The sequence below is a fragment of the Hydrogenophilus thermoluteolus genome (assembly GCF_003574215.1).
In the GTDB taxonomy this organism is placed as follows: Bacteria; Pseudomonadota; Gammaproteobacteria; order Burkholderiales; family Rhodocyclaceae; genus Hydrogenophilus; species Hydrogenophilus thermoluteolus.
This window is the reverse complement of record NZ_AP018558.1, coordinates 980,592-991,854: the sequence shown is the minus strand read 5'-3', so window position 1 is coordinate 991,854 and position 11,263 is coordinate 980,592. Positions and strand designations below refer to the sequence as shown.

At 59.4% G+C, this 11,263-nt stretch carries 9 protein-coding genes and 1 tRNA gene; 5 read left to right on the top strand and 5 right to left on the bottom strand.

All coding sequences use genetic code 11. The features are described from left to right. Positions 1-130: 130 nt before the first annotated feature. From HPTL_RS04760 to HPTL_RS04745, 4 genes are all read left to right on the top strand, one after another. Positions 131-1,339, top strand: a complete 1,209-nt coding sequence (locus tag HPTL_RS04760; RefSeq protein WP_119334947.1) for an NnrS family protein — start codon at positions 131-133, stop codon at positions 1,337-1,339. An 86-nt stretch (positions 1,340-1,425) separates the two neighbouring features. Continuing rightward, positions 1,426-2,250, top strand: coding sequence for a uroporphyrinogen-III C-methyltransferase (gene cobA / locus HPTL_RS04755; RefSeq protein ID WP_119334946.1), 825 nt, complete (start codon positions 1,426-1,428; stop codon positions 2,248-2,250). Beyond that, a complete protein-coding gene (locus tag HPTL_RS04750; RefSeq protein WP_119334945.1) occupies positions 2,247-3,023 on the top strand; it encodes a CbbQ/NirQ/NorQ/GpvN family protein in 777 nt (258 codons plus the stop codon). Before cobA ends, HPTL_RS04750 begins: the two co-directional genes overlap by 4 nt. Before the next feature lie 8 nt (positions 3,024-3,031). Continuing rightward, positions 3,032-4,873 (top strand): nitric oxide reductase activation protein NorD, encoded by a 1,842-nt coding sequence (locus HPTL_RS04745; protein WP_119334944.1) that lies wholly within the window; start codon positions 3,032-3,034, stop codon positions 4,871-4,873. 314 nt (positions 4,874-5,187) lie between these two features. On the opposite strand, the gene HPTL_RS04740 is transcribed toward HPTL_RS04745, so the two are convergent. Then, a complete protein-coding gene (locus tag HPTL_RS04740) occupies positions 5,188-5,901 on the bottom strand; it encodes a Crp/Fnr family transcriptional regulator (RefSeq protein WP_170141271.1) in 714 nt (237 codons plus the stop codon). 136 nt (positions 5,902-6,037) lie between these two features. On the opposite strand from HPTL_RS04740, the gene HPTL_RS04735 reads away from it, so the two are divergent. Beyond that, positions 6,038-6,487, top strand: a complete 450-nt coding sequence (locus tag HPTL_RS04735; protein ID WP_119334942.1) for an acyl-CoA thioesterase — start codon at positions 6,038-6,040, stop codon at positions 6,485-6,487. On the opposite strand, the gene HPTL_RS04730 is transcribed toward HPTL_RS04735, so the two are convergent. The 4 genes from HPTL_RS04730 to HPTL_RS04715 form a co-directional block, all read right to left on the bottom strand. Continuing rightward, complete coding sequence (locus HPTL_RS04730) at positions 6,477-8,093, bottom strand: methyl-accepting chemotaxis protein (RefSeq protein ID WP_119334941.1); 1,617 nt, start codon at positions 8,091-8,093, stop codon at positions 6,477-6,479. The two genes, HPTL_RS04735 and HPTL_RS04730, sit on opposite strands and share 11 nt — an antisense overlap. Before the next feature lie 108 nt (positions 8,094-8,201). Beyond that, positions 8,202-8,273: transfer RNA gene (locus HPTL_RS04725), tRNA-Arg, on the bottom strand. Further along, positions 8,264-10,450, bottom strand: coding sequence for a putative bifunctional diguanylate cyclase/phosphodiesterase (locus HPTL_RS04720; protein ID WP_119334940.1), 2,187 nt, complete (start codon positions 10,448-10,450; stop codon positions 8,264-8,266). Before HPTL_RS04720 ends, HPTL_RS04725 begins: the two co-directional genes overlap by 10 nt. Further along, a complete protein-coding gene (locus tag HPTL_RS04715) occupies positions 10,447-11,217 on the bottom strand; it encodes an oxygen-binding di-iron domain-containing protein (RefSeq protein WP_119334939.1) in 771 nt (256 codons plus the stop codon). Before HPTL_RS04715 ends, HPTL_RS04720 begins: the two co-directional genes overlap by 4 nt. Between the last annotated feature and the right edge of the window lie 46 nt (positions 11,218-11,263).

Here is an 11,263-nt window from a genome sequence, read left to right as displayed (position 1 = left end):
CGCTTCTGCGTCTGCTTTGCCTTGATCCCTGTCAATTTTTCAGGTTTTGGTAAAACTGTTGCAGCTCAAGGCAGGGACAGAACGCCTGCGTCATAATTGGGGAACAACCAAATCTTTGCAAAGGACGCGCATGGATCCGAACCGTATGCACACCCAACTCGCGCCCAGCGTCTCGGCATGGCTCGCGATGGCCTTTCGCCCGTTTTACCTCTTGGGCAGCCTACTTGTCGTGGTCAATGTCTTGCTGTGGGGTTGGGGCATCGCTCCTCCTTTTGGCGGGACCACGCTGCGCGTCGATCCCCTCCTAACCAGCCTTTTTTGGCACGGCCACGAAATGGTCTGGGGTTTTGGCGGCGCGATCGTCGTCGGCTTCTTACATACCGCGGTCACCAACTGGACGGGGTTACCCCCTTTAGCCGGGATCCGTTTGGGAGCGCTGGTTCTACTCTGGCTCATCACCCGAGTTGCCGCCACGTTCTCCCCGTCTCTGTTGGGGATCGCAATTCCCGCGGCGCTCTTCTGGTTGGCTGCGGCTGAAACGCTTTGGTTTCGCGTCTGGAAGCGACAGCAAGTGCGTAACTACCCCGTTCCGCTTTTGGTCCTCGTGCTCGGGGCACTGGAGTTGGGGTTCCTCGCTTCAATCGGGGATCAATCCGTATGGAGCAACCCGCTCGCTTTTCTGGAAGCGGGCGTATTTGCGATCGCGGCGATCATCGCGTTCATGGGGTTGCGGGTCATCTCCTTTTTTACCAGCCGAGCATTGTCGCTGGAGCAAGTACCGACACCTGCTTATTCGCTTGGACTGACCGTGCTCGGCGCGGAAGCGCTCGCCTGCGCGCTCCTCTTCGACGCGCCACGCTTTGTGGTGCTTGTGCTCAGCGTCGCCACCGGAGTCGCCTATCTCGAACGCTCTGTCCGCTGGTACCACCCGCGCATTTGGGAAAACCCGATGGTTTGGGTGCTTCATCTTGGCTTTGCCGCAACCGGTCTGGGTATTCTCGCGTTCGGTTTGGCGGTTTGGAGCGAATCGGGCTGGCGGAGCGCAGTGCTCCATCTGATCACCGTCGGCGGCATGGGTTGGATGATCCTGGGCATGATCACCCGCACCGCGTTGGGACACACCGGCGGGAACCCCAACCGCGCACCCCGCGGTTTGCGTTTTGCTTTCTTCCTCATCGGCGCCGCAACCGCTACCCGCCTCTTTGCCGCAGCCCCTGTGTCATGGGCCGGTTGGAGCTTACGGCTTTCAGCACTCTTTTTTGCCAGTGCTTTCGTGCTCTACCTCACCCGCTTCATCCCGCGCCTGATCCGTCCCCGCCCAGATGGTCGCCCGGGATAGAAACATGAACAAATTGACGTAGGTCATAGCGAATCAACCACCACAGTGGTACAACACCGATATGAGAGAAAAACGAGGGTTCTCCGATGAGCGATCTCCCCACACCGCAAGTCTATCTGGTTGGCGCCGGGCCAGGCGACCCCGAGTTGCTGACGCTGCGCGCAGCAAAGCTCTTGCAGCACGCCGACGTGGTCGTCTATGACAACCTCGTCTCCGATGGCGTCCTGGCGCTGATCTCCCCCACAGCCGAACGCATCTTCGTTGGCAAGAGCGCCGGAAATCACACCTTGCCTCAAGAAGAGATCAACCAACTGCTCGTTCGTCTGTGGCAAGAAACGCCGCGGCGCATCATCCGTCTCAAGGGTGGCGATCCATTGATTTTCGGTCGCGGCGGTGAGGAAGCATGGGCACTTGCCGCGGCCGGCGTGCCGTTCGAGATCGTTCCTGGCATCACTGCGGCCTGTGGCATGGCCGCGAGCAACGCACTGCCGCTGACGCATCGCGGTGTGGCACAAGCCTGCCTCTTCGTCACCGGCCACTTGCAAAACGGTAAGCTCAACCTCGACTGGCCCGCATTGGCTCGCCCCAAACAGACCGTCGTTTTCTACATGGGCGTTTCCACGTTGCCTGAGCTCTGCGCGCAACTCATCGCACATGGGCGTGCGCCGGAAACACCGGCAGCGATCATCGAAGCCGCCACCACGCCGCAGGAACGGCGCATCGTCGGTTCGTTGGCAACGCTCCCCGCAATCGCGAAAGCAGCTGAAGTCCACCCCCCTGCGCTCATCGTCGTTGGCGAAGTGATTCGGGTGGCGCAAGGACTTGAAGCGATGCGCCCGTTTGCCAGTGCTGCCCCAAAAGAGACGAACCCCAGCCACACAACACAAACCGCGGACAAGGTTAGCCGATGAGCATCCACTACCACCCCCAAGGCAACGAAATCGCCCTCTTTGAAAAGGCGTTCGCGAACCAGCTCCCCGTGCTGATCAAAGGACCAACCGGTGTGGGCAAAACCCGCTTCGTCGCTTATATGGCGGAACGCTTGGGCGTCCCGCTCTATACCGTAGCGTGTCACGACGACCTCACCGCTGCCGACCTGGTGGGCCGCTTCCTCATTCGTGGCGACGAAACGGTCTGGCAAGACGGTCCATTGACCCGCGCGGTTCGCGAAGGGGGGATCTGCTATCTGGACGAAGTGGTCGAAGCGCGTAAGGACGTCACCGTGGTGCTCCATCCGCTCGCCGACCATCGCCGTGAACTCTTCTTGGAACGCACCGGAGAGCATCTGACGGCGCCACCAACGTTCATGCTGGTGGTCTCCTATAACCCTGGATATCAAAATTTTCTCAAAGGGCTGAAGCCCTCTACCCGACAACGCTTCGTCGCGCTGCGCTTCGATTTTCCCGTACCCGAAAAAGAGCGTGAGATCCTCATTGCCGAGACGGGTTGCGAACCTTGGGTCGCACAAAAACTGGTCCATTTGGCGCAAGCGATCCGTGGTCTCAAGCAAATCGATTTGGAAGAGGTGATCTCGACACGCATGCTCGTCTATGCCGCCCGCTTGATCGCCAGCGGCGTCGAACCGTTGCTTGCGTGCCATGCCGCGATCATCGAAGCGCTCACCGATGAACGTGAAGTCGCACTCGGGTTGGAAGAGATCGTCCGTTCCGTTTTCGAAGGATAGCGGTCGCGATGGAAGAGTGGATCGGTGCACTCTGGGATCGCTGGATCACGCGGGTCGCCGAGCACAACCATCCGGAAGCGACGGTCGCGCTCAGCGATTGGGTGCGCCCGCTTGCGGTTTTTTATCGGGGTTGCGGCGGAATCCCTGCGCGCGTCCTTAAACCGGCGGTGCGGCGCCAAAGTCATCACCGGCGAAGCCTCGTCGAACGGATCGCGGGTGTCGGCGATCGCTATACCCTGCCGATGATCGGTCAAGACGCGTGCTACCTCCCGGCGACGATCGACTGGTTTCCCGATCCGAGGCTCAACCGCGACGCCTATTTCTGGCTGGCCCTGGCGGCTGCCCATTATGTCCCGAAAGGCGAACCCTTATGGCTTGCCAATCAGCGTGCTACGGTCGTTGCCCTTGCGCGCTTCCCGGCGTGGGAAGCGCGCTATCGGCGACTGGTCCATGCTCTGATCGCATACCGACCCGATCCGGCACGACTTCCCCCTGCCGAAGCGGAAGTGGAAAACGCCATTCGGCTCGCGCTCACCACTCCCGGGGCACTCACCTCGTTTCCAGAGCCCAATCGTAGCAAAAAGGCACCATTTCCGGTGTGGCTCTGGTTTCTGGAAGATCCTGCGGCACCGCCCGAAGCGAAAAAGCATCGCGACGCCGCTTCTGATGCGAAAGCGCGCGACACGGAAACGGAGCAGAGAACCCTGCGCGCGGAACGCACCGACGCGCCAAAAGAAGAGCACGGAATGCTACTCGTATTCCGGGCAGAAAGTCTTCTTTCTTGGGCCGAATACGTCAAAGTCAATCGATCGCAGGACGACGAGCCGGAAGCGGACCCCAGCCGCGTCACAGAGACGCTCGACACGCTCCATTTCGCCGACGACGACGAACGGGTTGCCGCGCGGGTTCGCATGGAAGTCGAAACCGCACCAGGCACCGAATCGGACGAGACACTGCACGGCGAACTGCTGCTTTCCGAATGGGATTACCGCACCCAATCCTACCGGGAAAATTTTTGCCGTGTCGTGATGACAACCCCACCCAGTGACAACGCTACGGCCGAGATCCCGGAACATCTTCGGCGCATGATTCGCCGTCTACGCGCGCAGCTCGAACTGCTTGCTCCCATTCGCGTCACCTTGACAGACCAACCCGACGGTGACGAACTCGATCTGGAACGGTTCGTCCGTTTTCGCGCGGATCGGATCGCAGGGTTTGCGGAAGCCGACCGCGGTCTCTATCTGGCTAAGCGCGCCCACCACCGGGATATCGCGACGCTGCTTTTGGCCGATACCTCCCTTTCTACCGATGCCCATGCGTCCGACGACCTTCGGGTAATCGACCTCATCCGCGACACCCTGTGGGTCTTTTCCGAAGCGATCGCGGCCACGGGCGACGATTACGCGATCGCCACGTTTTCTTCGCGCCGCCGCTCGGAGATCTTGTTCCATTGGCTCAAACGCTTTTCTGAACGACGAACCGACTCGGTACGTGCGCGCATCGCAGCGATCACACCCGGTTACTACACGCGAATGGGCGCGGCGATACGTGCCGCTGTTCGGCAGCTGGAACAGCAACCCCACAGTTTGCGCCTGCTGTTGATCCTTTCCGACGGAAAACCGAACGACCTCGACGGTTACGAAGGGCGTTATGCAATCGAAGATTGCCGCATGGCGATCAGTGAGGCCAAACGTGCGGGCGTACGCCCATTCTGCCTCACCATCGACAAAGACGCTTCGGACTACCTCCCTTATCTCTTCGGCCAATCTGGCTATCTGCTCATCCCCCGCATGGCGACGCTTGCCGAACGGCTTCCGAAAATCTACGCCCTCTTGACCGAAGGTTTATAAGCGGCCACAATCGGCGCGTTCGCCCTCCTTACTTTGACCCGCATGTCGTTGCTACAGCGCATCCCTGGAAGCTTGACGCAGAAGATCGACGGTATTTTTGCGTTTTTCTTCCTAGTCGCGTTGGTTGTGTAAAATCTCCTTGAACGATCGCTCAAGGAGACGAACGCCATGCCCCCCAAACGCCTGCACGGAATTGCTGCGTGTGTTTTCGACGCTTATGGGACACTTTTCGATCCGTCCAGTGTCGCGCGCAGTGTGCAAGACCTCTTGGGTGACCAATGGACACCGCTGGCAGAACTTTGGCGTCATCAGAGTCAGCGGCAAGGCGGCAAGAACGCCTCTTGGGGCGCAAAGGCGCGCAGTCCTTCCAAATCCAAAATCCACACTTTTCGCCCGCTGGTGCGTAACAGACCTTCGGCTGCAAGGTCGGAAAAGACCCTTGAGAGCGTCTCTGGCTTCAGGTTGAGGCGAGAGGCCAACACATATTTTTGCACCGGCAATTCGAGCAAGATGGGGCCATCGTTGGTCGCCACCCCTGCTTCCGGCAGTAATTGCAGGAGGTAACCGATCACGCGCTGGGTTGCCGAACAGACCGAATAGGTTTCGATATCGTGGATGAGGGATCGCAACCGCATCGCCATCCCGGCGAGCATCCGTTGGCAGAAATCGCGATTCGCGTCGAGCAACCGTTCGATCACATCGCGCGGGATGAAAAGCACTTCTGCCGGTGTCAGCGCGGCGGTGTTTACTGGGTAAGGCTGGCGCAGAAACATCACCGCTTCGCCGAAGGTACCGCCGGGCCCTACCGTTTCGATCACCTTTTCCACGCCATTCGGCCCGTCGATATAGAGTTTGATCCGCCCTTGCACGACCACGTAGAACCCCCGCGAAGCGTCGCCGCGGAAAAAAAGCACTTGATCTCGTTCCAGGACCACGGGCTGCGCAGCCTCGGCCACCTGGGTCAGAGTCTCATCCTCGAGCAACGAGAAAAGCGGGACGTTTCGCAGGAGCGCGATCGTTTTCGGCATGGACACCGGTTCGATTGGGGTTAGCACCACATCCATTATAGCGCGGCCGGCCTGTGCGGCAAGGAAAAGTGGTACAGCGCTTTCCTGTTATCATCATCGGCTTTCCAGGTTCCGATACGAATGGGTTACACACATCATGGCACGCATCAAGATCGCTCTACCCGAACATCTGCCGTTCGTCACCGAACTCATGATCTACATCGAACACATCAACGAAGGGCAGCACCTCGACAATGCGCGGCTCTTGGGGCTGGTCGCGGAAGCGCGCTGCAGGCTTTTGGCCGAATTGGGCTTTTCCCAGGTAGACATTGGCGGCGCAGGGATCATCCTCGCGGACGTGGCGGCACAGTACCGCAGCGAAGCTTTTCATGGCGAACGGCTGCTTTGCGCGATGGGCATCGCGGACCTCCACCGCTACGGTTTCGACCTGGTTTGGCAATTGACGGAATCATCAAGCGGGCGCGAAGTGGCGCGGGGCAAACACGGCGTTGTCACCTTCGATTACGCGAAACGGGAAAAGGCGCCGGTACCCGACGCCTTTTGGCAACGGTGGCAAACGCGTTTCGGGATGCTGTCTACGTCTTGAAGAGCGACGCGGTGTTGATGACTTGCTGCGTCGCACGCCCCACCTGGCCTGCGGCTGCAACGACGGTTTGCGCTTTTTCCTCGACCAGTTGACTGTCTTCGGCAATCTGCTTGGCGTGCGTTTCGATTTCGCGCAGCGCTTCGAGCTCCTCGTGCATCGCCCGCTGAATCTCCTGCGCAGCGGAGATCACCTTTTCGGCTTCCCGCTTGATCTCCTCGACCGAGTTCCCCGCTTCGTGGGCACTCTCCGCCCCTTTTTCAACGAGCGCCACCCCCTCCTGCATGCTGGTTACCGAGACGCGCGTCTCTTCCTGAATGCGTTCGATCATCGTCCCGATTTCGAGCGTTGCTTTCGCGGTGCGCTCGGCCAGTTTCCGCACCTCGTCGGCGACTACCGCAAAACCGCGCCCCTGTTCGCCTGCGCGCGCCGCTTCGATCGCGGCGTTCAACGCCAAGAGGTTGGTTTGGTCGGCAATCTCACGGATCGTCTGGATGATCTGGCCGATTTCACCTGCAATGCCTTCGAGCTTAGTGAGATTCGCTGCCGACGTTCGGACGGAAAGGGCGATACGCGCGATCTCGTCGGCGGCACGGTGAACGACTCGCGCGCCGGTGTCGACCGCCTGCTGCGCCGCAACGGCCGCTTTGGCCGTAACGGTAGCGTGTTCGGCAATTTTTTGAGCGGAAGCGGTATTCTGCGAGACCGAAGCAGCAATCGCCTGGGTATTTTCGGCCTGTTGGTGCGCGCTGGCGGCAATCGCTTGCGCAGAGGACTCTGCCGCGTGCTGCGCTTCCTGCACCGCTTTGAGCTGTTGCTGGAGCGTAAAGACCAATTCGAAGAGGCGGTTGCGCATGATCTGAAGCGCGTCGAAGAGTTCGCCGAGCTCGTCCCGCCCCATGTCGTCGAACTCGACTTTGATTTCGCCGTTTGCCACCGCACGGGCGATGCGCAGCGCTTCGGCAAAACCGTGCGAGAGGCGGCTGACCGTCCACCCACCGACCGTCAGCGTCACGACCACACCAAGGAGCGTGAATAGAAAAGAAAGCAGCGACGGTTGCCCGTATTCATACCACTCCAGACCCAACAACAACCCAAAACCGATCACCGGAAAGAGCATGAGGAGTACGACCCGCTGCTTGAGGGTAATGCGCCGCAAAAAGCGGGTGATGGCGCCTGCGCGGACTTTACCCCCTTCGAGTGCGATCTTTTCCCCGGCGCGCATCCGCGCGTAGAGTTCATCCGCGGCTTGAACCTCTTCGCGCGTGGGCTTCATCCGCACGCTCATATAACCGCCCCCCGGTTTCGGGGTTGCGGTGGCCTTGACCCAGTAATGGTCACCATCCTTGCGCCGGTTTTTCACCATGCCCTGCCAAGGACGTCCCGCTTTGAGGGTGGCCCAGAGGTCGCGAAACGCTTCGGGCGGCATATCCGGATGGCGGATGATGTTGTGCGGCTGCCCCATCAGCTCTTCGGGCGCAAAGCCGGAATACTCCAGAAAATCTTTGTTGAAATAGGTGATGCGACCCTTCTCGTCGGTATGGCTGATGATCGCGCAGTCGTCGCGCACCGGGTATTCACGCTGGGTCACAGGCTGGTTGATGCGCATCGTTTCCCCCTTTGGTTGGATGCCCGAATTTTGCAATTCTAATTGGGTTATCGACACACGGTGGGAAAAGTTGAGGGGTTTTTTGATGTTTTTTCATAGCCACTTTCGTCCCCCCGCCAGGAATCGAACCTGGATCTAGCGCTTAGGAGGCGCTCGTTCTGTCCATTGAACTACGGGGAGCTAGTGCGCGGTAGCGATTCTACCACCGGCAGGCGAGGCAGCGGCAAACCGAGGTAGTAGCCCTGCGCATGGGTGATCCCCATCTTCTGCAACATGGCAAACATTTCGTCATTTTCGACGAATTCCGCTACCGTCTGCATGCCGAGATCCGCACAGAGATTGGAGAGGTTACGCACCAGCGCCTCGTCGATGCGCGACGTTTGCATGCCCCGCACGAACGCGCCGTCGATCTTGACGAAATCGAGCTCCAGTTCCCGCAGATAGTGCAAGCTGTTGTAGCCGCTGCCAAAGTCGTCGAGCGCAAACCGGAACCCTCTTTTGCGCAATTGCCGGATGAACTGGCGCAACTTCTCGAGATCGTCGACGGCGTGCCGCTCCAAGAGCTCGAAGACGATGCGGCCGGGATCCAGCCCCCACTGGTGGCAAAGGCGTGCCGCAAAACCGAGCACGTTGCGGTTTTGGATCTCCTGTACCGATAGGTTGAGAAAAAGGGTGGGTTTTTCCCCTGGAAAGTCACGCAACGCCGCGAGCGCTGCTGCAATGATCTGGCGGTCGAGTTCGCGTCCCAAACCATATTTTTCGATTACCGTGATGAACCGTCCTGCTGGGATCGGGTCGCCTACCGACGGGATGAGGCGGGCGAGCACCTCGAACGCAACCACCTGACCGCTTGCCATATCGACGATCGGTTGAAAAAACGGAACAATGCGTCGCTCGGCGAGCGCTTCGCGAAGCGCTTCCACCTCGCTGCGCTGCTCGGCAAGGGAGTCACGCGTCAAAGCGCCGCCCGTCCGGCGCGTTTTGAGGTCGTCATAAGCGCAGATTTCGTCTTTTCCTCGCCGTTTTGCCTCATAGGCAGCCAGATCGGCGTGCGCTAGGAGTTCATGGACCGACTTTCCGTCTTGCGGGTAGCTCACAATGCCCAGTGAACAGGTCACATGAAATGAGGTCCCTTGATAGAAATAACGATGGGCGCGCAACCGATCACAGAGTTTGCGCGCGAGCGCCTTAGCACCCTCCAGCGGCGTTTCGGGAAGCAACAAGATGAACTCATCGCCGCCAATCCGGCAAGCGAGGTCGCCTTGCCGAACTTGCGCCTGGAGCACGTTCGCAAGCTCTGTGAGCGCCAGGTCACCTGCGGGGTGACCGTAGGTGTCGTTGATCTCCTTGAAATCGTCGAGATCGATCATGATGAGGCTAAACGCATGCTGGTGCCGTTCGCTGCGACCGATCTCGTACTCGAGCATGTGGAGAAAATGGCGGCGGTTGTAGAGGTGGGTGAGCGGATCGTGCATCGAAAAATACTCAAGCTCGCGCAGCGTGTCTGAAAGCGCCCGGCTAGACCCGACGACGATCACCAGGATTGCCAAGAGCGAGCGGATCACGGTTTGCTCTTGCGCGCTGAGCGGTTGCGCGGTGCCAAAGCCAACACCAAGAATACCGGCCAGTCCTGAGCGATGATCGGGCACCTTCTCGGTGAGCAATTGATAGCATTGCGCTGTCGCGATCCCAAACCACGGCGTCCAATCCAGGTAATGGACCGCCAGGTCGACAGCGGCATCAAACGGTTGGTTCAAACGCGCAAGGAGTTCGCGCACGAGTTGTGGTTCCAGATCGGATCGCTGTGCCGCTGTGGGTCGCCCTGGGTAGAAGAGGTGCGCGGTCAACCCATGCTTTTCCGCAAACGCGACGAAAAAGAGGTCGAACGGAAAAATCGCGTGAAACTCCTTGAGCACCTCTTCGATGAAGGGCAGCCAGTTGATCACCCGTTCGTAGGAGAGGACAACCCGCTCGAGCACCATCCGGTGGCGATCGAGAAGATCCTTTTCTACCAACGTCTGCGCCAGCACTTTGCTGCTTTCGTTGAACGCCGCAAGAAGGGCGCGCAACGCATCGCGCTGCCGGACGACATCGGCCTGATAGTGTTGCTCGACGAGCGCAAGAGTCGTTCTCAGCGTTTGGCACCGTCTGGCCAATTGCCGAACGGTAAGGTCCGCATCGGCTCTCCCAGCCAATTCCGCAAGCGAATTGGCCAGTTCTCCGTGAACGCGGTGAAGCGTCTTGGCGATTGCCGAGAAGGCCTGGCTAGCCCGAACCTGCTCTTCCAGGAGCGCGCTCGCGGCGCGAAGCACGTCACGGCGCAAAACGACCAGATTACTGGGGACGAAACGGTTCACGGAAGGAATCTCCCGCCTGGCTGTAGGCAATCGACGCCGCAAGGCAGTTCGTCGATCCAGGCAAGGAAATCAGTGATCGCACGACCACGGTAGATCGCTCCGTGCTGCGGGGCGATCATCGAGAGCGGTCGATCCCCCAGGGTCGCGCGCCATACGGCAACCGCACGGTGACTCACCATGTAGCGACGGTGAAATCCGGCAATTTGGCAAACGTGAGCGGGGAAGTCATCGACAAATGGGCTGAGTGCCGCACTGCTCATCTCCGCTGCACCGAGGTCGCCTGAAAAGAGGATCTGGCTGGTGGGGTCATAGACGTGGAAATTGCCTTCGGAATGGAGGAAATGAGCCGGCAGGAGCTCCAGTTCCGTACCGTCGTTCCAGGTGAAGCGTGCCCCTTCGTCGGGAATCGCGATAAGGCGCTCGACCGCCTTGGGTGGGAGACCATAATGGGGAATGAAGCGGGTCCACAAACGCGAAATCCACACCTGAGCTTGTGTGATCTCGAGCCAGGAAGCTAACCCGCCGACGATGTCCGGGTCCTGGTGCGAAAGGATGATCGCCTTGATCTGCTCCGGCGTGCAGTAGTCGAGCATCGCTTCGAGCACGTCGGGCATCACGCCGAAACCGCCGGGGTCGAGCAATACCCCCTCCTCCCGGTGCAAAATGAGATACTGATTCGAGTGAATGCCTTCCTCTTCATTCCCTTCGGTTTCGTGCAAAAGCACGCACAGGTGGTTCGAATCGCGGTATAGTTCTAGATTGCGCATACGCCACCCCATGGCACGTGTGGTATTTTTCACATTACCATAGTTA

Excerpts from the sequence above, each read along its gene's own strand:
- HPTL_RS04750 (WP_119334945.1), top strand. The coding sequence starts at position 2,247 with ATGAGCATCCACTACCACCCCCAAGGCAACGAAATCGCCCTCTTTGAA.
- HPTL_RS04730 (WP_119334941.1), bottom strand. The coding sequence starts at position 8,093 with ATGCGCATCAACCAGCCTGTGACCCAGCGTGAATACCCGGTGCGCGAC.
- HPTL_RS04760 (WP_119334947.1), top strand. The coding sequence starts at position 131 with ATGGATCCGAACCGTATGCACACCCAACTCGCGCCCAGCGTCTCGGCA.
- HPTL_RS04745 (WP_119334944.1), top strand. The coding sequence starts at position 3,032 with ATGGAAGAGTGGATCGGTGCACTCTGGGATCGCTGGATCACGCGGGTC.
- cobA (WP_119334946.1), top strand. The coding sequence starts at position 1,426 with ATGAGCGATCTCCCCACACCGCAAGTCTATCTGGTTGGCGCCGGGCCA.
- HPTL_RS04715 (WP_119334939.1), bottom strand. The coding sequence starts at position 11,217 with ATGCGCAATCTAGAACTATACCGCGATTCGAACCACCTGTGCGTGCTT.
- HPTL_RS04740 (WP_170141271.1), bottom strand. The coding sequence starts at position 5,901 with ATGCCGAAAACGATCGCGCTCCTGCGAAACGTCCCGCTTTTCTCGTTG.
- HPTL_RS04735 (WP_119334942.1), top strand. The coding sequence starts at position 6,038 with ATGGCACGCATCAAGATCGCTCTACCCGAACATCTGCCGTTCGTCACC.